General features: G+C 72.7%; 21 protein-coding genes. 16 read left to right on the plus strand and 5 right to left on the minus strand.

What is annotated here, in order from left to right; translation table 11 throughout:
* Nucleotides 1-136 precede the first annotated feature (136 nt).
* Complete coding sequence (locus ACFP1K_RS02755) at nt 137-1,309, minus strand: thiolase family protein (protein WP_380746755.1); 1,173 nt, start codon at nt 1,307-1,309, stop codon at nt 137-139.
* Between the two features lie 79 nt (nt 1,310-1,388).
* On the opposite strand from ACFP1K_RS02755, the gene ACFP1K_RS02760 reads away from it, so the two are divergent.
* Nucleotides 1,389-1,838 (plus strand): winged helix-turn-helix transcriptional regulator, encoded by a 450-nt coding sequence (locus tag ACFP1K_RS02760; RefSeq protein ID WP_380746757.1) that lies wholly within the window; start codon nt 1,389-1,391, stop codon nt 1,836-1,838.
* 98 nt (nt 1,839-1,936) lie between these two features.
* Here the strand turns inward: ACFP1K_RS02760 and ACFP1K_RS02765 are convergent, their stop codons facing one another.
* Nucleotides 1,937-2,119 (minus strand): hypothetical protein, encoded by a 183-nt coding sequence (locus tag ACFP1K_RS02765; RefSeq protein WP_380746758.1) that lies wholly within the window; start codon nt 2,117-2,119, stop codon nt 1,937-1,939.
* On the opposite strand from ACFP1K_RS02765, the gene ACFP1K_RS02770 reads away from it, so the two are divergent.
* A complete protein-coding gene (locus tag ACFP1K_RS02770) occupies nt 2,109-3,539 on the plus strand; it encodes a PQQ-dependent sugar dehydrogenase (protein WP_380746760.1) in 1,431 nt (476 codons plus the stop codon). The two genes, ACFP1K_RS02765 and ACFP1K_RS02770, sit on opposite strands and share 11 nt — an antisense overlap.
* A gap of 198 nt (nt 3,540-3,737) precedes the next feature.
* The gene (locus ACFP1K_RS02775; protein WP_380746762.1) at nt 3,738-4,544 is read left to right on the plus strand and encodes an SDR family NAD(P)-dependent oxidoreductase; all 807 of its coding nucleotides are present in this window, start codon (nt 3,738-3,740) and stop codon (nt 4,542-4,544) included.
* A 3-nt stretch (nt 4,545-4,547) separates the two neighbouring features.
* On the opposite strand, the gene ACFP1K_RS02780 is transcribed toward ACFP1K_RS02775, so the two are convergent.
* Complete coding sequence (locus ACFP1K_RS02780; RefSeq protein WP_380746764.1) at nt 4,548-4,898, minus strand: hypothetical protein; 351 nt, start codon at nt 4,896-4,898, stop codon at nt 4,548-4,550.
* Nucleotides 4,899-4,957: 59 nt separating this feature from the next.
* Between ACFP1K_RS02780 and ACFP1K_RS02785 the strand changes: the two genes are divergently transcribed.
* Both ACFP1K_RS02785 and ACFP1K_RS02790 read left to right on the plus strand, forming a co-directional pair.
* Complete coding sequence (locus tag ACFP1K_RS02785) at nt 4,958-5,290, plus strand: YnfA family protein (protein WP_380746766.1); 333 nt, start codon at nt 4,958-4,960, stop codon at nt 5,288-5,290.
* A gap of 43 nt (nt 5,291-5,333) precedes the next feature.
* Complete coding sequence (locus ACFP1K_RS02790) at nt 5,334-5,618, plus strand: putative quinol monooxygenase (RefSeq protein WP_380746768.1); 285 nt, start codon at nt 5,334-5,336, stop codon at nt 5,616-5,618.
* A 5-nt stretch (nt 5,619-5,623) separates the two neighbouring features.
* Here ACFP1K_RS02790 and ACFP1K_RS02795 read toward each other — a convergent pair whose 3' ends face one another.
* Nucleotides 5,624-6,835, minus strand: a complete 1,212-nt coding sequence (locus ACFP1K_RS02795; protein WP_380746770.1) for an FAD-dependent monooxygenase — start codon at nt 6,833-6,835, stop codon at nt 5,624-5,626.
* A gap of 85 nt (nt 6,836-6,920) precedes the next feature.
* Between ACFP1K_RS02795 and ACFP1K_RS02800 the strand changes: the two genes are divergently transcribed.
* Nucleotides 6,921-7,502, plus strand: a complete 582-nt coding sequence (locus ACFP1K_RS02800) for a TetR/AcrR family transcriptional regulator (protein WP_380746772.1) — start codon at nt 6,921-6,923, stop codon at nt 7,500-7,502.
* A 935-nt stretch (nt 7,503-8,437) separates the two neighbouring features.
* Here the strand turns inward: ACFP1K_RS02800 and ACFP1K_RS02805 are convergent.
* A complete protein-coding gene (locus ACFP1K_RS02805) occupies nt 8,438-8,836 on the minus strand; it encodes a MerR family transcriptional regulator (RefSeq protein ID WP_380746774.1) in 399 nt (132 codons plus the stop codon).
* Nucleotides 8,837-8,913: 77 nt separating this feature from the next.
* Here ACFP1K_RS02805 and ACFP1K_RS02810 point away from each other — a divergent pair, with 77 nt between their 5' ends.
* The 10 genes from ACFP1K_RS02810 to ACFP1K_RS02855 all read left to right on the plus strand — a co-directional run bounded on the left by ACFP1K_RS02810 (nt 8,914) and on the right by ACFP1K_RS02855 (nt 21,414).
* Nucleotides 8,914-9,633 carry a siderophore-interacting protein gene (locus ACFP1K_RS02810; protein ID WP_380746776.1) on the plus strand — a complete coding sequence of 240 codons (720 nt, stop codon included), beginning with the start codon at nt 8,914-8,916 and terminating at the stop codon, nt 9,631-9,633.
* Between the two features lie 376 nt (nt 9,634-10,009).
* The gene (locus ACFP1K_RS02815; RefSeq protein ID WP_380746778.1) at nt 10,010-11,842 is read left to right on the plus strand and encodes a condensation domain-containing protein; all 1,833 of its coding nucleotides are present in this window, start codon (nt 10,010-10,012) and stop codon (nt 11,840-11,842) included.
* Entirely contained in the window at nt 11,839-13,284 is a 1,446-nt protein-coding gene (locus ACFP1K_RS02820) for an AMP-binding protein (RefSeq protein WP_380746779.1), read from the plus strand. The genes ACFP1K_RS02815 and ACFP1K_RS02820 overlap by 4 nt, the downstream gene beginning before the upstream one ends.
* Nucleotides 13,281-14,273 (plus strand): Gfo/Idh/MocA family protein, encoded by a 993-nt coding sequence (locus ACFP1K_RS02825; RefSeq protein WP_380746781.1) that lies wholly within the window; start codon nt 13,281-13,283, stop codon nt 14,271-14,273. Before ACFP1K_RS02820 ends, ACFP1K_RS02825 begins: the two co-directional genes overlap by 4 nt.
* Nucleotides 14,273-15,271, plus strand: a complete 999-nt coding sequence (locus tag ACFP1K_RS02830) for a phosphotransferase family protein (RefSeq protein ID WP_380746783.1) — start codon at nt 14,273-14,275, stop codon at nt 15,269-15,271. The genes ACFP1K_RS02825 and ACFP1K_RS02830 overlap by 1 nt, the downstream gene beginning before the upstream one ends.
* 19 nt (nt 15,272-15,290) lie before the next feature.
* Nucleotides 15,291-17,081, plus strand: a complete 1,791-nt coding sequence (locus ACFP1K_RS02835; RefSeq protein WP_380746785.1) for an ATP-binding cassette domain-containing protein — start codon at nt 15,291-15,293, stop codon at nt 17,079-17,081.
* On the plus strand, nt 17,078-18,838 hold the full coding sequence (locus ACFP1K_RS02840; protein ID WP_380746787.1) for an ATP-binding cassette domain-containing protein: 1,761 nt from the start codon (nt 17,078-17,080) through the stop codon (nt 18,836-18,838). Before ACFP1K_RS02835 ends, ACFP1K_RS02840 begins: the two co-directional genes overlap by 4 nt.
* Nucleotides 18,839-18,883: 45 nt before the next feature.
* Nucleotides 18,884-20,086, plus strand: a complete 1,203-nt coding sequence (locus ACFP1K_RS02845; RefSeq protein ID WP_380746789.1) for a radical SAM/SPASM domain-containing protein — start codon at nt 18,884-18,886, stop codon at nt 20,084-20,086.
* 3 nt (nt 20,087-20,089) lie between these two features.
* On the plus strand, nt 20,090-20,347 hold the full coding sequence (locus tag ACFP1K_RS02850) for an acyl carrier protein (RefSeq protein WP_380746791.1): 258 nt from the start codon (nt 20,090-20,092) through the stop codon (nt 20,345-20,347).
* The gene (locus ACFP1K_RS02855) at nt 20,344-21,414 is read left to right on the plus strand and encodes a hypothetical protein (RefSeq protein WP_380746793.1); all 1,071 of its coding nucleotides are present in this window, start codon (nt 20,344-20,346) and stop codon (nt 21,412-21,414) included. Before ACFP1K_RS02850 ends, ACFP1K_RS02855 begins: the two co-directional genes overlap by 4 nt.
* Nucleotides 21,415-21,421 lie beyond the last annotated feature (7 nt).

Consider the following 21,421-nt stretch of genomic DNA (forward strand, 5'->3'; position numbering starts at 1 on the left):
TAGGTGCCTTTCGGGCCGGTCGTGGCGATGGTGATTACCGGAAATCGCGGCATGTCGCGCGGGAGCTCTATCCCGAGTTCTTCGACCGGGTTTTTCGTCTCCTCACGAAGAAGGGCACACCGCCGGACAGGTAGGGTCAGCCGAGGCGTTCCAGTACGGTCGCGTTGGCGAGGCCGCCGGCCTCGCACATGGTCTGGAGGGCGTAGCGGGCGCCTCGGCGGTGCATGGCGTGGACGAGGGTGGTCATGATGCGGGCGCCGCTGGCGCCCAGGGGGTGGCCGAGGGCGATGGCGCCGCCGTCGGGGTTGACCTTGGACGGGTCGGCGCCGGTCTCCTGGAGCCAGGCCAGGACGACGGAGGCGAAGGCCTCGTTGACCTCGAACAGGTCGATGTCGTCCAGGCGCAGGCCGGCGCGGCGCAGCACCTTCTCGGTGGCGGGGATGACGCCGGTCAGCATGAGCAGAGGGTCCGAGCCGGTCACGGCGAAGGAGTGGAGGCGGGCCAGGGGGCGCAGGCCGAGACGGGCGGCGTTCTCGCCGGTGGTGACGAGCAGCGCCGCCGCGCCGTCGTTGATCGGGCTGCTGTTGCCCGCGGTGACCGACCACTCGATCTGCGGGAAGCGGGCGGCGTAGCCGGGGTCGGCGAACGCGGGCCGCAGGCCGGCCAGGATCTCGGCCGTGGTGCCCGGCCGCACCGACTCGTCGCGGTCGGTCCCGGCGATGGGGACGATCTCTTCGGCGAACGCCCCGGCGGCGTGCGCGGCGGCCGCCCGGTGGTGGGAGGCGGCGGAGAACACGTCCATCTGCTCGCGGCCGAGGGACCACTTGGCGGCGATCAGCTCGGCGCTGATGCCCTGCGGCACCAGTCCTTCGGGGAAGCGCGCGGCCACACCCGGCCCGAACGGGTCGGCGCCCGGCGGGACGTTGGACCACATGGGCACACGGCTCATCGACTCGACGCCGCAGGCCACCGCCATGTCGTACGCGCCGGAGATCACGCCCTGGGCGGCGAAGTGCACGGCCTGCTGCGACGAGCCGCACTGCCGGTCGACGGTGACGGCGGGCACCGAGTCGGGGAGCCCGGCCGACAGCCAGGCGTACCGGGTGGTGTTCATGGCCTGCTCGCCCACCTGGTCGACGCAGCCGCCGATCACGTCGTCCACCTGCGCCGGGTCCACGCCGCTGCGCTCGACGAGGGCGCGCAGGGTGTGCGCGAGCAGCTCCACGGGATGCACGCCCGCGAGCGCTCCGCCCGGCTTTCCCCTGCCGATGGGAGTCCGTACGGCCTGGACGATGACCGCGTCACGCATGCGAGCCTCCTGGCTAGATCCTCTCCACTATAACCAGCTAGGTTGGTTTTTCAAACCCTCTATGGACTAGGGTGGTGCCATGACGGTGGCGCGCCCCTGCTCGATCGCCGACGCCCTGGCCGTGATCGGTGAGAAGTACTCCCTGCTCGTCCTGCGCGAGATCTTCTTCGGTGTGCGCCGGTTCGACGCCATCACCCGCAACACCGGGGCGCCGCGCGACATCATGGCCTCCCGGCTGCGCCGCCTCGTCGAGGCCGGCGTGCTGGAGAAGGTCCTCTACCACGAGCGCCCGGCCCGGTACGAGTACCACCTCACCGGCATGGGCCGGGAACTGGAGCCGATCCTCCATCTGCTGCGCCAGTGGGGTGACCGCCATCTGGCCTCCGGGCCGCCCGTGGTCGTCGAGCACGCCTGCGGCGCGGACCTCGACGTCGCCGTGGTGTGCCGGGCGTGCGGCGGGCCCGCCACGGGATCCGGTAAGGCGCGCTTTCTGACACCGGGCTGGACCGCCGCCGGACCCGTCGACTGAGCCGTTGACATTTTCGGCCGACTACTGAAAGTTTCGCGTTCCCCTGGTTTCAGGATGATCGCCTCAGTAGTTACACCGCAGGTCAGGTGCCCGATGTCTCACAAGTAAGGATCGGCGGTCATTGCCGCGCCGAACGTCGGATCTATACCGTGCGTTAATCCGGGCAACAGTAACTGGGCGGCGATCACCATATCGGCCGGGGAGTTCGTGATGCGTAAACGCATGGCATTGATACTCGCATTCTGGGCATCGGTCGTGACCGCGACGGTGGTGTTGGTCAACCCACCGTCCGCGGGCGCGCTGATCGGCGGCTTCGACTACGGCCGGGCCCAACAGGTGGCCTCGGGGCTCACCGTTCCGTGGGGAATGGCCTTCCTACCGGACGGCAGCGCGCTCGTCGCCGAGCGCAACAGCGGCCGGATCATGCAGGTGCGGGTCGGCTCCGCGGCGACGCAGGTGGCCACCATCTCAGGTGTCTCCGCGTCCGGGGAGAGCGGCCTTCTAGGGCTCGCGGTCTCGCCGACCTACGCCTCCGACCAATGGGTGTACGCCTACTACACCACCGCCAGCGACAACCGCCTGATCCGGTTCCGGTTGAGCGCCGCCGGCTCGCCGCAGGTGCTGTTGTCCGGAGTGCCCAAGAACACGATCCACGACGGCGGACGTCTCGCGTTCGGCCCGGACGGCATGCTGTACCTCAGCACCGGTGACGCCGGGACCACCTCCAATGCGCAGAACACCAGCATCCTGGCCGGCAAGATCCTCCGCATGACCCCCACGGGTGGGGTGCCGCCGTCCGGCAACCCGTTCAGCAACTCGCTGGTCTACACCTACGGACACCGCAACCCGCAGGGGCTGGCCTGGGACGCGCAGGGTCGCATGTACGCTGCCGAGTTCGGCCAGAACACCTGGGACGAGGTCAACCAGATCGTCGCCGGCGGGAACTACGGCTGGCCCACCTGCGAGGGCCGCTGCAACAACTCCCAGTTCCGCGACCCCATCGTGACGTGGACGACCGCGGAGGCGTCGCCGAGCGGCCTGGCGTACGCCAACAACACGCTGTTCGCCGCCGCGCTGCGCGGCACCCGCCTGTGGACGATCCCGCTGAACGGCTCCGGCGGCGCGGGCACCCCGATCCCCGAGCTCCAGGGCACCTACGGCCGTCTGCGCACCGTCATGCTCGGCCCGGACGGCTGGCTGTGGGTCACCACGAGCAACCGTGACGGCCGGGGCAGCCCCACGAGCGCCGACGACCGGATCCTGCGCATCCCGCCGACCGGCGTCAGCCCCACCATCACCCCGACGGTCACTCCCACGGTCACGCCGACGGTCACCCCCACGGTGACCCCGACCGTGACGCCGACGGTCACCCCGACCGTCACACCCACCACCGGCCGGGCCTGCACCGCGACCTACCGGGTCGCCAACCAGTGGAACAACGGCTTCCAGGGCGAGCTGATCGTCCGTAACAGCGGGACGCTGGCCATCACCTCGTGGACGGTCACGTTCAGCTTCCCGAACGGCCAGACCATCACCCAGCTGTGGAGCGGCACCTACACCCAGTCGGGTGCCTCGGTGACGATCCGGCCGGCAAGCTGGAACGCCAACCTGGCGCCGAACGCCTCCACCATGCTGGGCTTCAACGCGAACTGGTCCGGCAGCAACGGTGTACCGACCCCGGTGAACTGCACCGCCACGTAGGCGCAGCGGGGGACACCTCTGCCACCCGGCCGCGGGTGCGATGAGCCGATCACCGGCCCGCACCCGCGGCCCTTTCTTTCCGGTGCGACGTCCGGAAAGCGCCGGTATTGCAGGTCCGAGCACCGCCATGGCCCGGCCGGTCGATCGAACTACCGTCAGGTCCGAACGCTGAACGGACACCGACGGAAGGTGGATCTCATGGACCTGCGACTGGCCGGACGCGTCGCCGTGGTCACCGGCGCCTCGAAGGGCATCGGGCTGGCGGTGGTGCGCACGCTGCTCGCCGAGGGCGCACGCGTGGTGGCCGCCTCGCGCAAGAGCAGTGCCGAGCTGGACGCGCTGGCCGGGGCGGCGCTGCTGCACGTCCCGGTGGACCTCATGGATCCCGGGGCGCCCGGCGACATGGTCGCGCGGGCGGTGGAGGAGTTCGGCGGGCTGGACATCCTGGTGAACAACGCGGGCGGCCCGCCCCCCGGGGTCGCGCTGCCGCGTTTCTCGTTCCTGGCGCCCACCGACGACGACTGGAGGGAGATGTTCGAGTTCAACCTGTTCGCCGTGGTCCGCGCCATCCGGGCCGCCATCCCGCCCATGCTCGCCCGGGGCGGCGGCGCGATCGTCAACATCTCCTCGGGGATGGCCAGGCAGCCCGCCCCCATGAACGTCGACTACACCGCAGCCAAGGCCGGCCTCACCGCGCTGTCCAAGGCGCTCTCGGAGGAGTACGCCCCACAGGGCATCCGGGTGAACACCGTCACACCCGGCGCCGTGCGCACCGCGTGGTGGACCGAGGACGGCGGCGCGGCCGACATCATCGCCGCGCAGGCGGGCAGCGACCGCGACACCGTGCTGTCCACCCTGGCGCCCCAGATGATGAACATGAGCACCGGACGGCTGGTCGAGCCCCAGGAGGTCGCCGACATGATCGTCCTGCTGGCGTCCCCCCGCTCGGCGAGTACCACCGGGGCCGAGTTCGTGGTGGACGGCGGCTCGCTCAAGGCGGTCTGAGGGTCACGAGACGGCGAGGCGTCCCGCGTGGGCGATCTCGTGCGGGGCGACCTCGGCCGGGCCGCTCTCGCGCAGGTGCCAGCGGGTCGTGCCGCCGGGCGGGCCGCCGTCCGCGAGGGCCTGGTCGATGCGGCGGCGCACCTCCGGCTCGTCGGAGGGCTCGGCGGCGAACAGGACGCGCAGCCGGACCTCGTCCCCGTGACGGTCGGCGTGGCAGTAGTGGGGGGCGAGGGGGCACGGCGGCGGGTGCTCCGGGTGGCCGCACAGGGCCACGGTGACGGCGGCGCCCATGGCGTGCTCGTCATCGCCGGCGGACAGGACGACGAGGGACTCGTGTGCGAAGGCTTCGCGCATGTACGACAGCGTCTCCCGGGGGCGGAGGGCGGGGCAACCCAGGCCCTACAGTCGTCGGCGTGACCGTCGTGCGTTCCCTGGTGTTGTTCGTGCTCGCCGCGCTCGCCGAGATCGGCGGCGCCTGGCTGGTGTGGCAGGGGGTGAGAGAGCAGCGCGGCCTGCTGTGGGCCGGTGCCGGCTTCGTCGCCCTCGGGGTGTACGGCCTCGTCGCCACCTTCCAGCCGGACGCCACGTTCGGGCGGGTGCTCGCCGCCTACGGTGGCGTGTTCGTGGCCGGGTCCCTGGTGTGGGGGATGGTGGTGGACGGCTTCCGGCCCGACCGCTGGGACGTCGCCGGGGCCGTCGTGTGCCTGGCCGGGGTGCTGATCATCATGTACGCCCCGCGCGGCTGAGCTCCGGGGGAACTCACGGCGGGGCCCGTACGTCGACTCAGGCATGATCATTGTTTCTGGGAAGCTGTACGTGGACGCCGGGGAGCGGGGCGTCTACCTGGAGAGTTGCCGTCCGGTGGTCGAGCAGGCCAGGGTCGCCGCCGGGTGCCTGGACTTCGCGTTGTCGGCGGACCCGCTCGATCCGTCCCGGATCAACGTGTACGAGCGGTGGGAGTCCGACGAGGCGCTGGAGCAGTTCCGCGGCGCGGGGGTGGAGGCGGAACAGGCGGCGAGGATCCTGGACGCGGACGTGATGCGGTATCGCGTCTCGGGCGTCGAGGCGCCGTAACCCTTTCAGCCGGTCGCGCCCGCGCGCCCGTGGTCCCTGAGGGTGATCGCGTTGGCCGCGCGGCGGATCGGCTCGGTGACGCGGCGGATCATCTTCTCCTTGCCGGGGAGGCGCGGCATCAGCCGGAGCATCAGCATCTGGAAGCGGATTTGGCCGGACGACTTCAGCACCATGCCCTTGAGGTTGCTCTCGGCGAGCTTCTGGTTCGCCGTCACGAACGGCCGCATCTCGCGCTCGTAGGCGGCGAAGGCGGCCACGTGGTCGCCGCCCGCCTCCGCGAGGCAGCCCGCCAGCACGTACGCGCCGACCAGGGCCAGGCTGGTGCCCTGCCCGGACGCCGGTGAGGGACCGTAGGCGGCGTCGCCGACCAGGACGACCCGGCCCGCGGACCAGTGGTCCATGCGGACCTGGCTGATCGAGTCCAGGTAGAAGTCCGGCGCGTCCTCCAGGGCGGCGAGCAGGCGCGGCACCTCCCAGCCCTGGCCGCCGAACAGCTCGGCCAGCAGCTTCTTCTGACCCGCGACGTCGCGGCGGTCGTACTCGAGCGGCGGGGCGGCGAACAGGAACATCGCCTTGGCGTCGGCGTCGCGCCGGGTGGCGTACATCCCCATGCTCTTGCCGGGGACGGGGTGCATCATCTCGGTGCGGTCCAGGCCGAGGTGGTTGGGCACCGTGAAGATCGAGATGTGGTGCCCGAGGTCCCGGACGAACTGGGACTCCTCGCCGAAGGCCAGCCCCCGTACGGTGGAGTGCAGCCCGTCGGCGCCCACCACCAGGTCGAACGTCCGGGGCGGGGCGTTCTCGAAGGTGACGTGGACGCCCTCCGGGGTGTCCCGCATGCTCGCGATGGAGTCGCCGAACAGGTACTCCACGCCCTCGGTCGCCTCGTGCAGGACGCGCGCCAGGTCGCCGCGCATGATCTCGGCGTCGTCCCCTTCCCGGCCGCCGAACACGTCGGCGCTCATCGCGGCGATCTGCTTTCCCTGTGCGTCGACGAACCGGGCCACGCGCATGTCCGTGGCGTGCCGCCGGACCTCCTCCAGCAGGCCCATGCGGTCGACGACCTCAAGGGCGGCGCCCCGGATGTCGATCTTGTAGCCGCCCTCGCGGAGGGCGGGGGCGCGCTCCACGACGGTGGGGTGGAAGCCGTGACGGCGGAGCCAGAAGGCGAGGGCGGGGCCGGCGACGCTGGCGCCGGAGATCAGGATGTTCGTCATGTCCCTGACTGTACAAACGTCTCACACGTCTGTCTAGTACAGATGTCCAAGACATTTGTCTGAGACATGCGGTACCCTCGGAGGCATGGGAAATCGGGAAGACCTGCTCGCCGGGGCCAAGCGCTGCCTCATGGAGAAGGGCTACGCCGCCACCACCGCCCGCGACATCGCCGCGGCCTCCGGCACGAGCCTCGCCTCCATCGGCTACCACTTCCGCTCCACGAAGGCCCTGCTCGACGCCGCCCTCATCGAGGCCATGGCCGACTGGGGAAAGGAGATCGAACAGGTGCTGGCCGTCACCCCCGCAGGCGCCACCCCGCGCGAGCGTTTCGAGGCGATCTGGTCAGGAATCATCGACTCCTACGCCCGGATCCGCCCCCTCTGGGCCATCCAGTTCGAACTGATCGCCCAAATGGACCGCATGCCCGACGTCCGCGCCGCCTTCGCCACCGCCAACCGCCAGGGCCGCCTAGGCCTGGCCGCCCTCTTCGGCCTGCACCCCACCACCGACGAAAAAACCTCCCTGGCCGTAGGCGCCTTCCACCAGGCCCTCCTCGCCGGCATGGCCACCCAATGGCTGGTCGACCCCACCCAAACCCTGTCCGCATCCGACCTCACCGAGGCACTGCGCACCGTCGCAACAGGCTTGAACGAAAGCCCGAGCTGACTCTTCCCGTGCTGACTGCTCCCGAGCCGCGCACCCGCACCGCACCGTCGGAAGGTCGTCCTACCGGCGCCGCGACGGCGGGACGTGGTACGGCGAAGTCGGCGCCGTCGTACGGCGGAAAACCCGCGCGTGCGGGCGTCCTGGGGAATGGTCCTCGCGGACGGCGCGCTCCGCGCGGAAGGCGCAAGGGCTGTTTTATGCGGGGGACACCCCCGCACCCCCGGGCCTGCCGGGCTCATGGTGCTCACCGTGATGCGTATCCGTTGGGTCGGTGTCCCGCCGTATGGCGGCGCCGTGTTCGCCGTACCACGTCCGGCCGCCGCGGCGCCGGGACGACAGCCCCTCAAGGGGATGAGTACCGGGCTGTGCGCCGGGGTGTGGAGCCGGGCCGTGGGGGTGATGTGATGTGGGTCGGGGCCGTGTGGGTGGACGTGGAACGTGGACGTGTGGAGCTGGGCCGTGGGTATGGACTTGTGCAGCCGGGGGGGCTGGGTGACGTCCCTGAAGTGGTGTAACTCCTAGGGATCTTCGTGAAGGGTGTCGATGGCCCGCCACCTGGCGCCTAGGGCGGCGCGTTCATGATCACGGCCTCGGAAATCACACCACCTGGCGGGACGTCACCCCGGGCTGTGGGTGTGGATCGGAACCGGGTGGGTGCGGACCGAAAACGTGTCGCAGTGGAGTGGGATGAGCCCGGCAGGACCGGGGGTGCGGGGGTATCCCCCGCATAAAACAGCCCTTGCGCCTTCCGCGCGAAGCGCGCCCTTTCGCGAGGACCATTTCACCCGGCGCCGTACACACCACCGGTTGTCCGCCGTACGGCGGCGCCGAGTTCGCCGTACCGCTTCCCGCCGTCGCGGCGCCGGTACACCAACCCGCAGAGGGTGACGAAGGCTGGGGGCCGTGCGGCGGGGTGGGCTGGTCGGGCTGGGCTTTTAAGGGTGATGAGGGTCTTGAGGGGTGGGGATGCGGGACTCTATTTGGGTGTGGGCGTGGGGGCAGTTGTCGAAGTTTAGGGGGCAGGCTAGGGCGTGTTCGATTAGGGACTTGGCGGATTGGGCTTGGGCTATGCGGCGGTCTAGGACGGTGATGTGTTCCTTGAGTAGGTCGGTGTGGTCCAGTGGGTTGGGGGTGGAGAGTAGTTGGGAGAGGGCGCCCAGGCTCAGGCCGGCGTCTTTGCCCATGAGGATCATGGCTACGCGGCGGAGGTCGGGGGGGCCGTAGCGGCGGTGGCCGTTCTCGTGGCGGGTGGGGGCAAGCAGGCCGGCGGTTTCCCAGTGGCGGAGTACGTGGGTGGGGAGGCCGAAACGGGCCGCCAGTTCGCCGATGGTCATGCTTGACTTCATGTGCACATTAACCTTCATCGTGGATGCATGAGCAACCGAAACCCTTGGCGCGGGGCGGGCGCGCGATGAGTGTTCTGGACCGCGTGCTGCTCGCGGGGGCGGTCGAGGAGTGCGAGCCTGTCACGCCGAGCATGCGCCGGGTCCGTATCTCCGGGACCGGGCTGCGCGACCTCGACTGGGTACCGGGGCAGCACGTCCGCCTGAAGGTGGGGGACCTGCTGTCGCCGCAGGTGTGGTTGAGCGGCTTCCGCGACGTACTGCGCACCTACTCGATCTGGCACTACGACCGCGGCGGGATCCTGGACCTGTGCGTCCTGGACCATCCGGGGGCGGGGCCGGGGGCGCTTTGGGCGCGCGGCGCCGTCCCGGGGACGAAGGTGCTGCTGACCAGGCCGGACGGACGGCTCGTGGTGCGCCGTGAGTCGCCGTACCACCTGTTCGCGGGGGACGAGACGGCGTTGGCGGCCTTCGACGCGATGCTCCGCGCCGTCCCGGCGGGGGAACCGGTGTACGGCGCCGTCACCGTCCCCGCGGCCGACCATCGCCTGCCGCTCGCGCGCCTCGCCGACCTGACCTGGGTGTACGGCGACGGCGGCGCCTCGGAGGCGCTGGTCGGCGCGGTCCGCGAGCTGTCCCTGCCCGCGGGCCCCGGTACGGCTTACGTCGCGGGGGAGGCCCGGGCCTGTCAGGCCGTGCTGCGGCACCTGGTGCGGGAGCGGGGATGGCCGCGGGCGGCGGTACGGGTGAAGGCGTTCTGGGCGCCCGGAAAGCGGGGAATGGACTAACCGATTACGGCGGTGCCGGTGGTTTGTTCACGGCGTGAGAATCGCTTTCGGCAGGTGTATTCCGGCCGTGAGTACGGGCGATCCGGATGGTGATACCGGGCCTTGACTCCTTCCGAAACAGTACCTAACCTCCTACCAAGCAACTTTCGGCCGATCTCTGAAACTTTCAGCAGGTCGGCCGGGGGGCGGGACGTGAACGGAGAGCCGACCCGGGAGCTCCTGAAACAGGGGTCCCATTCACAAGGGCGACCATGCCAGGTCTGTTAATGCGCCCGGAATCAATTCCGGCACGGCCATCTGAATCGCCGTGTTCACTCGCGGTGCTGAAAGGCCGAATTCCCGCATCGGTAATCGGCGTCCGCGAAGGATCCGGCGGGTGACGGCGCCGGTCCGATGGGCGGCGTCGGTGCCGGTGCTGAAGGCGGGGGATCCACTCGTGGTGGCCTTCGCGGGGGAGCGTGGCGGCGAGGGGCCGGTGACGCTCGGGCAGGCCAACATCCTGTGCTGGCTGGAGGGTCAGCCCGTGCACCACGCGTGGATGCGCCGGACGCTCGACCTCCCGGACGGGATCACGGTGGACGACGTCGCCGGGACGTTCGCGGCGCTGCTCGCCCGGCACGAAGGGCTGCGCACCACGTACGCCGAAGGGCCCGCGGGGCGGGGCGGTACGGAGGACGCGGAGGGGCCGAGGCAGCGGGTCGCCGCGGCGGGGGAGTTCGCGGTCGAGCGTTACACGGTCGTGCCGGGGGTGTGGGTCCGGGGCGCGCTGATCAAGGCTCTGGTGGACGAGCTGGACGGGCGGGTGGCGCCGGATCCACGGGAGGTGGCGCTGCGGGTCGCGGTGGTGACCGATGGGGACGCGGTGCTCGCCGGGGTGGTCGAGTACTCGCATCTGGCGGCAGACCTCCAGGCGGTGGGCGTCCTGGAACAGGAGGTCGCCGAGATGCTCGCGGACCCCGCGCGGCGGGAGGCCGGGGGCGTGCGGCACCAGCCGCTGGATCAGGCGCGGGCCGAGCGGGAGCCGCGGATGGCGCGGCGGATCGCCGGGGCGCTGGAGTACTGGGAGGACACGCTGCGCCGCGCGCCGCAGTGCGCCTATCCCGTGGCCCGGACCGAGGGACCGGCGGGCGCGGTGTACGCCGAGCTGCGCTCCGAGGCGGCGGCGGGGGCGCTCGGGCACGTGGTGGCGCGCACGGGGCTGAGCCGTACCGCCGTCGTGCTGGCGGCGGTGTGCGCCCTGCTGCACCGGCGGACGGGGTGCCCGGACTGCACGCTGGTCACGCTGACGAGCAACCGGTTCGGGCCGGAGACGGCCGATCACGTGGGGACGCTGGTGCAGGGCGTGCCGCTGCGCGTGGACGCGGACGCGCCGGGATTCGACGAGCTGGCCCGCCGGGCGCGGATGGCGCTGCTCCGCGCGGCCAGGCACGGCTTCTACGACGCGCGCGAGCGCACCAGGATCACCGAGCGCGTCCAGTGGGAGCGCGGCGTGCGGTTCACTCCCGACCCGGTCTTCCACAGCCGGGTCACCGACCCGGCCCGGCCGCTCGGCCCGGTGTCGCACGGCGAGGACGCCGGCGCGGTCCCCCCGCTCGACCAGGTATCCCACGGCGAGGATGCCGGCGCGGTCCCCTCGCTGGACCAGGTGCGGGCGGCGCGGTGCCTGAGCACCGTCACGTGGTCGCCGCGCGCCGCGACGGAGGTGACGGTGGCCTTCAATCTGCTCCAGGCCGACGACATGATGCGGCTTCGCCTGCACACCGGGCACCTGGACCGCGTCCCGCACGGCGACCTGGAGGCCATGCTCCTGGCCGTGGAGCGCCTGCTGGTGGAGGCCGCGTGCGGCGACCTCAGCAGCGAGGCGACGACGGCGGCCCTCGGTGTGGCGCCGGTCCCGCGCGGCGACGGGTGGCTCCAGGTGGGGCCGTGCTGGGTCGAGACCGCCGAGGTGCGGCGGCTCCTGGACGACACCCTGGCCCCGGCGCGGCTGTCCGACGCGGGTGGCCGCCTGGTGGCGTATCTCGTGGCGGGGCCGGGGGTCGCCACCCCGGCACAGGCGCACGCCCGCTGCCTGGCCGCGCTCCCGGGCCGCCCGACGGCCGTGACGCCCGCGCACTACGTCCTGTGCGACCGGGCCCCCGACGACCCGGCCGACCTGCGCGGCTGGTGGCGACGCCCCGTGGTGGCAGAAGGGTCGGGACGGACATGACGGTGCTCGGGCTGTGGCTTACGCACGTGCGGGAGTGCCCGGAGCGGGTGGCGATCCGCACCCGCGGCCGCGCGGTCACCTACCGGGAGCTGGAGCGGCACGCCGCCCGGTACCGGGACGGGGTCGCGGCCGTGCACGGGACCGACCCCGTGGTGGTCGCCTGCGCGGACCCCGTGGAGACGGTGGCCGCGATCCTCGGCGCCATGGCGGCGGGGCGGCCGTTCGTGCCGGTGGACGTGCGGACCCCGGCGTCCCGCCTCGCCATGGTCCTGGACGGGACCCGCCCCAGGCTCGTGCTCGCCGACGGGCCGGGCACGGTGGCCATGGGGCGCACCGGGACGAGCCGCCGCGTCGTCACCGCCGGGGAACTCCCGGAGGGGGACACCGACCCGGGCCGGTGGGCGGCGGAGGCGGACCGCGGGTACATCTACTTCACCTCGGGCACCACCGGCCGGCCCAAGGGCTTCACGGCCACGCTGGGAGCGATCGCGCACTTCGTCACCTGGGAGATCGCCGAGTTCGGGATCACCCCGGGAACCGTGGTCTCCTCGCTCACCTCCCCGGGCTTCGACGCGTTCCTCCGCGACGCCTTCGTCCCGCTGTGTGCCGGAGGCACCATGTGCGCGGCCCCGCGCAGCGCTCTGGCCGGGGTCGGCCTGGCCCGTTGGCTGGCCGCCACGGGGGTGCACGTCCTGCACTGCGTCCCCACCGTCTTCCGCACCCTGTACGCGCTCGGCCTGACCCCGGACTCCCTGCCCGACCTGCGCACCGTCCTGCTGGCCGGGGAGCCCCTGCGGGCCGCCGACGTGCGCTGGTGGCGCGGCCTGTACGGCGACGGCAAGGAGCTGGTGAACCTCTACGGCCCGTCCGAGACCACCATGACCAAGCTCTTCCACCGCGTCACGGAGGCCGACCAGCACGCCGAGCGGGTGCCGGTGGGCGTGCCCATGCCGGGGGTGGGCGTGCGCCTGCTGGGCGGGGAGGACGTGGGCGAGGTGGAGCTGCGGGTGCCCTTCCCGCTGCCCGGGTACCTCGGCGGGGACCCGGGCAGCTTCGACCCGGCCGACCCGCACGCGTACCGCACCGGCGACCTCGGCAGGTTCCGCCCGGACGGCGCGCTGGAGCTGCTCGGCCGCCGCGACCGCCAGGTGAAGCTGCGCGGCGTACGGGTGGAGCTGGACGACGTGGCCGGGGTCCTGCTGCGCCACCCCGCCGTGCACGACGTGCACGTCACGATGGAGGGCGAGGACTCCGAGGCCACCCTGCGCGCCCACGTGGTCTGGTCGGGCACCTGGGACGTGCATGACCTGCTGCGCCACGCCCGCGAGCACCTCCCGTCCGGCATGGTGCCGGCGGCGTTCGTCCGGCTGGACGCCCTGCCGCGCACGCTGAACGGCAAGGTCGACCGCGCGGGCCTCGCCCGGGTGACGGCCGCGCCATGATCAGAATCGGCCTGCTCGGCGCCACCGGGATCGCGGGACGCGCCGTCCTCGCCCCGGCGGCGGCGCTCCCCGGCGTCGCGGTGACCGCCGTGGCGGCCGGCGACCACGACCGGGCCCTGGCGTTCGGCGCGGAGCACGGCGCCCTGCGGGTGCACCGCTCGTACGCGGACCTGCTGGCCGACCCCGGCGTGGACGCCGTCTACATCTCCACCCACCCGGCGGGCCACTTCGCCCTCGCGCTCGCCGCGCTGCGCGCCGGCAAGCACGCCCTGGTGGAGAAGCCGCTCTGCCTCGGCGCGTGCGAGGCCGAGACGCTGCGCCTGGCCCAGCGGGACGCGAAGGTCTGCCTGGCCGAGGCGGTGATGTCGGCCCACCACCCGTGGACGGCCGAGGTGACCGCCATGGCGGAGGCCCACGGCCTCGGCGCCGTCCGCCGGGTGCGCACCGACCTGGTCTTCGACCGCCGCGACGGCCTCGGCTACCGCGCCTTCCCCGAGCTCGGCGGCGGCGCCTTCCTGGACACCGCGCCGTACTGGCTGCAGATGCTCCAGGCCTGGCGCGGGCTGGACGTCACGGCCGCGGCGGGCAGGTCCGCCTTCGACGGCCCGAACGGCACCGACGCCGAGTTCGAGGCCGAGCTCACCTACCCGGACGGGGTCACCGCGACACTGGCCTGCGGCCTGTCCGGCCCCTACCGGGCCGACCACACCTTCACCTGCGAGGCAGGCACCCTGCGGGTCCGCGACTTCCTGCGGCCCGCGCGCGGGACGTTCCAGCTCAACGTGTTCGTCACCCCGGACGGCGGCCCCAGGAAGACCGTGGGGTTCGCCCCGGCCGGTTACTACGAACGGCAGCTCGCGGCGTTCCTGGACCTGACGGCCGACCCCGGCCGGTCCGCCGCCGGGCTCGGCGACGCGGCGCGGCGGGCGGCGCTCACCGAACGGATACGGCTCAGCGCGCTGCGGGCGCACGACGAGGGAGGCCGGTGATGGTGCACACCAAGCGGCGGCTGCGCCCCGAACAGGTGGCCGAGCTGATCACGGGTGCGCTCGGCAGGCCCGTGACGTCCCAGCGGGAGCTCAAGGACGGCTCGTACGCCGCCCTGTGGCGGGCCCGGATGCGCGACGGGGACGACGTGGTGCTCAAGCTCGCCCCGCCGCCCGAGGTGGAACTGCTCACCTACGAGCGGGACATCATCCGCACCGAGGCCCTCTTCTACGAGCTCGCCGCCGCCACCGGCGTCCCGATGCCCACCCTGCTGCACGCCGACCTGGACGGCGCCGCCCCGTTCCTGATCATGACGGCCGTGGACGGCGTCCCGTGGTACCGCGTCCGCGAGTCCCTCAAGGACGCCGCCAGGCGGGAGCTGCGTGCCGAGCTCGGCCGCCACGTCGCCGCCCTGCACGCCATCACCGGCACCACGTACGGCTACCCGCAGTCCCCGGGGCTGGCCGGGCCCACCTGGCGGGCCGCGTTCCTCGCCATGGTCGACGCGATCCTCGCCGACGGCACCCGCCACCGGGCGGACCTGCCGATGCCGGTGCCGGAGATCGCGGCCGTCGTGCGCGCGCACGCCGGGGCGCTGGACGAGGCGGGCACACCGGTGCTCGTGCACTTCGACCTGTGGCCGGGCAACGTCCTGCTCGACCTGGACGGCGACCGGCCGAGGATCGCCGGGCTGGTGGACCACGAACGGGCCTTCTGGGGCGACCCGCTGGCGGACTTCGTCTCGCTGGACGTGTTCGGCACCAGCGAGACGGACGAGGACCTGGTGGGCGGGTACCGGGAGGCCGGCGGGCCGGCGGCGTTCACCCGGGGCGCCCGGGCCCGGCTCGCGCTGTACCGGATCTACCTGTACCTGATCATGCTGGTCGAGGTGGGCCCGCGCGGGTTCGAAGGAGAGGCGGTCAGGGAGCAGCACGAGTACACCGGCCGGATGCTGCTCAAGCAGTTCGACGTGCTCAAGGCCGGTGCGCGGCAGCCCTAGGCGGACGGAAAGGCGGAAGATGCGGGAGCGGATCGCCCTGTTGTCGTTCCTGCGCGCCGCCGGCCCGGCGCCGCTCGCCGGGCTCGGCGTGATCCTGCTGGTGAACGCCGTGGCGCCCCCCGTGACGGCGGTCACCATGGCGTACGTGCTGCGCTCGGGTGGGACGGACGCGCTGACGGCGGCGCTGGCCATGGGCGGGGTGGTGCTCGCCGGGCAGCTGGCGTTGTCGTTCCAGCAGCCGCTCACCCTGCTGGCGTCCGCCCGCATCGACGGCGCGTTCCGCACCAGGATCGCCGCGCTCGCCCTGGGGGCCGCGACGCTCGACCTGGTGGAACGCCAGCGGGTGCGGAGCCTGATGGCCGTCGCGACCGCCGAGCCGGACGACTGGGCCACCAAGACGCCCGCCGACGGCGCGCTCGCCCAGCTCAGCACGCTGATGCGCTACCTCGGCCTGGTGCTGTGCGCCGCCGTGCTCGCCGCCTGGTCGTGGTGGCTGGTCCCCGCCGTGGTGCTCCCGGCGCTGGCGGTGCGCGCGCTCATCGGGCAGGGCTGGATCCGGCACTTCCGGGTCTGGCTGGCCAGCGTCGGGGACCGCAGGTGGTTCGAGTACTGGGCCGGTGTCACGTCCGCGCCCGCGGAGGGCAAGGAACTGCGGGTGTTCGGCGCGGCGGACTGGGTGCTCGCGCACTACCGGCGGCACGTGCTGGCCCACCTGGAGCCGCTGTGGGCCGACGACCGCCGTGTCATGCGCGACCACTGGCTGCGCGTCGTGCTGGCCGTGGTGCCCCTCGCCGTGGTCTACGTGTGGGTCGGCCTCGGCACGGTCGACGGCCACGGCTCGCTCGCCCTCGCCGCCGCCGTGTTCACCGCCTCCTGGTCCACGTACGTGGTCGTCGCCGGCACCGGCGACATCATCTCCCTCGAAGGCGCCCTCCCGGTGTTCCGCGCGGCCCGCGACCTGGAACACCTCCTGGCCCCCGCCGAGGGCGCGGACCGCGACGGGGCCGCGCGGGAGGCGGCCGCGGTGCCGGAACGGCCGCCGCTGATCCGGTTCGAAGGGGTGCGGTTCGCCTATCCCGGGACGGCGCGGCCCGTCCTGGACGGGCTGGACCTGGAGATCAGGCCGGGGGAGCTGCTGGCCGTGGTGGGGTTGAACGGCGCGGGCAAGTCGACGCTGACGACGCTGCTGGCGGGGCTGTACCGGCCGGACGCCGGGCGGATCACCGCGGACGGCGCCGACGTCGCGGACCTCCCCGGCTGGGCGTCCCGGCTGGCCGTGGTGCACCAGGGCTTCGTCAGGTACCACCTCCCGCTGGAGCGGAACGTCGCCCTCGGGGAGGCGGACGTGGCCGCCAGGGAAGGGGCCGTACGGGACGCGGGCCTCGCCGCGCTGGCTGCGCGGCTGGACGGGGCGCCGCTGTCCACCGCCCAGCCCGGCGGGGTCGACCTGTCCGGCGGCCAGTGGCAGCTCGTCGCGCTGGCCCGCGCCCTGTACGCGATCCGCACCAGGGCCCGCGTGCTGGTGCTGGACGAGCCCACCGCCCACCTGGACGTCCGCACCGAGCACGAGCTGTTCCAGCGCCTGGCGGGAATCGTCCGGGGCCGCAGCGTCGTGCTGATCTCGCACCGCCTGGCGACGGTGCGGCAGGCCGACCGCATCGTGCTGCTGGACGGCGGCCGCATCGCCGAGTCCGGCACCCACGACGAGCTGATGGCCATGGGCGGCCGCTACGCCGCGATGTGGCTCCTCCAGTCCCGCCGCTTCGCCGAGGGCTACGACGACCGGCTGGAAGCGGGGGGCGTGCGATGACCGGCTACCCGCGGGTGTGGCGCATGATGATGGCGCTGTGCTGGCGCGAGCGTCCCCGCGCCACCGCGACCCTGCTCGCCGCGACCCTCGTCACCACCGGCGCCGTCGCCGCGCTCGGCCTCACGCTGAAGGTTCTCGTGGACGCGGTCCAGGCGGGCGACCGCACGGCCGTCGTGATCGGCGCGACCGGCGCGGCCCTGGCGTTCGGCGCGCACTGGGGCCTCGGCCACCTCGTCCACCTGATGACGGTCAAGCTGGTCGAACGGGTCAGCCTGTCCCGCGTGGAGCCGGAGATCATGGGGATCTGCGCCGGCCTGCCGGGCATCGAGCACCTGGAACGGCCGGAGTTCCTCGACCGTGTCACCGCGCTGCGCGGCAGGAGCGGCGCCATCGTGGACTCCGCGTGGGCGGTGCTCCAGGCCGTGGCGTCCGCGCTCGGCCTCGCCGTCACGCTGGCCGTGCTCGGCAGCGTCAACCCGTGGCTGCTGCTCCTGCTGGCCTGCGCCGCCGGGCAGCTGTGGCTGGAACGGCGGGGCAAGCGCGGCGTCGCCGCCGCCGACCTGGCCTCCGCCCCCGACCTGCGGCTGCACCGGCACCTGTACCGGGACGTCTGCGTGGAGCCCGCCGCGCTCGCCGAGGTGCGCACCGGCGCGGCGGCGGGCGACCTGCTGGCGTCGCAGGCCGAGGCGTGGCGGCGGGCCACGGCCGTCCGGTTCCGCGCCGCGCTGGCCGCCGCGGCGTGGTCGTCGGCCGGGTGGGTGGTGTTCGCCACGGGGTTCGCCGGGGCCATCGCCCTGGTCGCCTCCACCGGCTCCCCCGGCCAGATCGTGCTGGCCGCGACGGTGGGCGCGCAGCTGCGCGGGGTCGTCGAGGCGGTGCTGCGCCGCTCGGCCCAGGCGGGCGGCCACCGCCGGGTGCTGGCGCCGTACCTGTGGCTGCGCGACTACGCCGCCGGGCACGCCGCCACCGCCGGACAGGTTCCGCCGGAGCGGCTGCGCTCGGGCATCGAGCTGTCCGGGGTGACCTTCGCCTACCCGGGCGCCGCGGAGCCCGCGGTGCGGGAGGTGTCCGCCGTGCTGCCCGCCGGGTCGGTGGTCGCGCTGGTCGGCGAGTACGGCTCCGGCAAGACCACGCTGGTGAAGCTGCTCGCCAAGCTCTACCGGCCCGCCTCGGGAAGGATCACCGTCGATGGCGCCGACCTGGAACGGCTGGACACCGCCGGGTGGCGGGCGGCGTCGAGCGCCGCCTTCCAGGACTTCGGCAGGTACCAGACCACCTTCGCCGACGCGGTCACCATGGGCGCCCCGCCCCGCGACCTGGTGGCGGCGGTCGAGGCCGCCGGCGCGGACGAGCTGGTGGCGCGGCTGCCGGACGGCGGCGCCACCCTGCTCGGCGCCCGGTTCGGCGGCGTCGAGCTGTCGGAGGGCCAGTGGCAGAAGGTCGCCCTCGCCCGGGCCTGCGCGCGCCCGGCGCCGTTGCTGTTCATCCTCGACGAACCGACGGCCTCGCTGGACGCGCCCAGCGAGCACGCCGTGTTCACCGGGTACATCCGGCGGTCGCGCGCCATCGCGGCGGCCACCGGGGCGATCACCGTCATCGTGTCGCACAGGTTCTCCACCGTCGCCGAGGCCGATCTGATCCTGGTCATGGCGCACGGCAGGCTGACCGAGGCCGGCACGCACGAGGAGCTGCTGGCGGCGGGCGGTGACTACGCCGCCCTGTACGGCGTGCAGGCCACCGCCTACGCGGCCGGTTAGCGGCCTCCCTTTTCGAGCACGAGCACGAGCCCCCGGGAGATCCACGTGACACCCCAGAGCGATCGACTCTTCACCGAGAACCGATCAAGCAGGACGCTGACCCCGGTGGAGTTCGCCGACGTCAAGCGCAAGGCCGCGCTGCGGTCCAAGACCCGGCGCCGGATCGGCGAGGACGCCGGCTACGCCACCGACCTGCCGCAGGAGCTCAGCCTCCAGCTGACCTACGCCTGCAACCTGCGCTGCACCCACTGCTACCAGTGGAACGAGCAGGGCTTCTTCCGCGAGTTCGGCATCGAGAAGGTCCGCAACGAGCTGGACCTCGCGATCCTTGAGCGGCTGCTCAGGGAGACCGCGGAGCTGAAGCCGAAGACGTTCCTGTGGGGCGGCGAGCCGTTGATGTACCGCAGGCTGCCCGAGCTGACGGAGCTGCTGGAGCGCTACCCGCGCAAGGTCAACATCTGCACCAACGGCCTGCTGATCAAGCGCAACCTGCCGCACCTGCTGCGGCTCGGCGACAACCTCAACCTCACGGTCAGCCTGGACGGCCTCGGCGCCGACCACGAGGCGCTGCGCGGCCCCCGGTCGTTCGACAGGACCGTCGACAACATCAGGGCCGTGCTGGACCTGCGGCGCAGCGGCGAGTACAAGGGCGAGCTGACCGTCAACTGCATGGTCAGCAACGAGACCGTGGGCAAGTTGTACGAGTTCATGGAGTGGGCCGAGGACCTCGGCGTGCACTCGGTGTACTTCCAGTTGCCGTGGTTCATCAGCCCCGAGGTCGCCGCGCAGATGGACGAGGTGTACGCCCGCGACTTCGCCTGGCTGGGCACGCCCCCCGCCCCCGGCACCGCCACCTGGCACTCGTACACCTACCACATCGCCCCCGAGAACGTCCCGGTGCTGCACGAGTCGATGCGCAGGCTGGCGGAGCGCGTCTGGCGGGTCTGGATCCGCTACCAGCCGGAGGTCACCCTCGGCGACGTCACCGACTTCGTGATCGGCCGCACCAGCCCGGTCGCGCAGCGCTCCAAGTGCCTCGCGGTGTCCAACCGCCTGGAGGTGCACGCCGACGGCAAGGTGAGCTCCTGCAAGTTCTTCCCCGAGTTCGTGGTCGGCGAGATGGGCGAGGGCTCGGTCGCCGACGTGTGGCACGGCGAGACCTTCCGGCGGGTGCGCTCGGTCCTGCGCTCCACCGGGCTCATGCCGGTCTGCTCCAAGTGCTTCCTGCTCTACGAGAACGGAGTGTGACAGATGGACCAGGTGCTGGTCAGGGTGAAGCAGCTGCTCGCGCGGGCTCTCGGCGACGAGACGATGGCCGAGCACATCGGCGACGACGACGACATCATCCAGGGCCTCGGGCTGGACTCGGTCCAGCTGATCGGCTTCCTGCTCACCGTCGAGGACGAGTACGACCTGGAGCTGGACTTCGACCGGCTGGAGATCGACGGGCTGTACTCGGTGCGGGCCTTCTGCGAGTTCGTGCTGTCGCACGGCCCCGTGCACACGTGATCGCGATCCTGACCTCCGGCCCGGGGCTCGGCGCGCATGTCCCCGGGCTGCTGCTGAGCCGCCGCCTGGCCGAGCGCGGGGTGCGCAGCCGGGTGGACGTGTTCGAGGCGTCCTGGCCGGAGGAACGGCGGGAGCGGATCGCGGCGAGCAAACAGGCGTACCAGCGGGACTTCCGCTACGCGCGGCTCGGGCAGCGGCTGTTCCGCAACCTGTCCGAGGCGTTCGACCCGGCGGCCGTGGACGGGCTGCTGCGCGAGTGGCGGGCCCACGGCGTGACCCGCCTGGTGGTCCTCGGCGGGTTCTGGCTCCCGGTGGCGGACCGGTACGCCGCCGGGAGCGAAGGTCGGGTCGAGGTGGACGTGTGCCACATGGACTCGGTGCGGTCGCCGTCCTTCGCCCGTCAGCGGGAGTCGCCCGCGCACCGGGAGATCTGGCTGTTCGACGCCGCGAACGCCGCGATCCCCTGGACGATCCCGCCCTCCGACAGCCTGCCCCTGCCGTGGTCCGCGCGTCGCGACCGGTTCGTCGCGCACGGCGGCGGGTGGTGCATGGGCACCTACCGCGAGTACGCGGGGGAGCTGGCCGCCCTGGGGACGTCCCTGGACGTCGTGGTGCCCGCCCTGGAGGACTCCACCGGGGGCGCCCCCGGCACCCGGTTCTTCATGATGGACCCCGCCTGGAGCCCGTGGCGGGACGGCGGCTTCCCGCCGTTCGGGGAGATCGTCGGCGGGGAGCCGCCGGAGTACGCCCGGCACGAACGGCACCACGGGTCGCTCACCCTGGTCCGCGAGGCGCGGGCCGTCATCTCCAAGCCGGGCGGCGGCACCCTGCTCGACGCCTTCCACTGCGCCACCCCCGTCGTGTTCCTGGAGAGTTTCGGGGAGCACGAGGAGCACAACGCGTCGCTGTGGACCCACCTCGGGTTCGGCATCACGTTCGAGGACTGGCGCGCCACCGGCTTCGCGCAGGAGCCGCTGGCCGAGATGCACCGCCGTATGCTGCGGCGGCACGCCGAGCCGCGTGACTACCCGCTGGATCTGGCGACGCGGGCACGGCTGCGGGCGTGAGGTCCGG

Source organism: Sphaerisporangium aureirubrum (assembly GCF_042658925.1).
Taxonomy (GTDB): domain Bacteria; phylum Actinomycetota; class Actinomycetes; order Streptosporangiales; family Streptosporangiaceae; genus Sphaerisporangium; species Sphaerisporangium aureirubrum.

What these genes read in the sequence shown, in the direction of transcription:
- ACFP1K_RS02755 (WP_380746755.1), bottom strand. Translation starts at nt 1,309, where the DNA reads ATGCGTGACGCGGTCATCGTCCAGGCCGTACGGACTCCCATCGGCAGG.
- ACFP1K_RS02760 (WP_380746757.1), top strand. Translation starts at nt 1,389, where the DNA reads ATGACGGTGGCGCGCCCCTGCTCGATCGCCGACGCCCTGGCCGTGATC.
- ACFP1K_RS02775 (WP_380746762.1), top strand. Translation starts at nt 3,738, where the DNA reads ATGGACCTGCGACTGGCCGGACGCGTCGCCGTGGTCACCGGCGCCTCG.
- ACFP1K_RS02780 (WP_380746764.1), bottom strand. Translation starts at nt 4,898, where the DNA reads ATGCGCGAAGCCTTCGCACACGAGTCCCTCGTCGTCCTGTCCGCCGGC.
- ACFP1K_RS02790 (WP_380746768.1), top strand. Translation starts at nt 5,334, where the DNA reads ATGATCATTGTTTCTGGGAAGCTGTACGTGGACGCCGGGGAGCGGGGC.
- ACFP1K_RS02795 (WP_380746770.1), bottom strand. Translation starts at nt 6,835, where the DNA reads ATGACGAACATCCTGATCTCCGGCGCCAGCGTCGCCGGCCCCGCCCTC.
- ACFP1K_RS02800 (WP_380746772.1), top strand. Translation starts at nt 6,921, where the DNA reads ATGGGAAATCGGGAAGACCTGCTCGCCGGGGCCAAGCGCTGCCTCATG.
- ACFP1K_RS02805 (WP_380746774.1), bottom strand. Translation starts at nt 8,836, where the DNA reads ATGACCATCGGCGAACTGGCGGCCCGTTTCGGCCTCCCCACCCACGTA.
- ACFP1K_RS02810 (WP_380746776.1), top strand. Translation starts at nt 8,914, where the DNA reads ATGAGTGTTCTGGACCGCGTGCTGCTCGCGGGGGCGGTCGAGGAGTGC.
- ACFP1K_RS02820 (WP_380746779.1), top strand. Translation starts at nt 11,839, where the DNA reads ATGACGGTGCTCGGGCTGTGGCTTACGCACGTGCGGGAGTGCCCGGAG.
- ACFP1K_RS02825 (WP_380746781.1), top strand. Translation starts at nt 13,281, where the DNA reads ATGATCAGAATCGGCCTGCTCGGCGCCACCGGGATCGCGGGACGCGCC.
- ACFP1K_RS02830 (WP_380746783.1), top strand. Translation starts at nt 14,273, where the DNA reads ATGGTGCACACCAAGCGGCGGCTGCGCCCCGAACAGGTGGCCGAGCTG.
- ACFP1K_RS02835 (WP_380746785.1), top strand. Translation starts at nt 15,291, where the DNA reads ATGCGGGAGCGGATCGCCCTGTTGTCGTTCCTGCGCGCCGCCGGCCCG.
- ACFP1K_RS02840 (WP_380746787.1), top strand. Translation starts at nt 17,078, where the DNA reads ATGACCGGCTACCCGCGGGTGTGGCGCATGATGATGGCGCTGTGCTGG.
- ACFP1K_RS02850 (WP_380746791.1), top strand. Translation starts at nt 20,090, where the DNA reads ATGGACCAGGTGCTGGTCAGGGTGAAGCAGCTGCTCGCGCGGGCTCTC.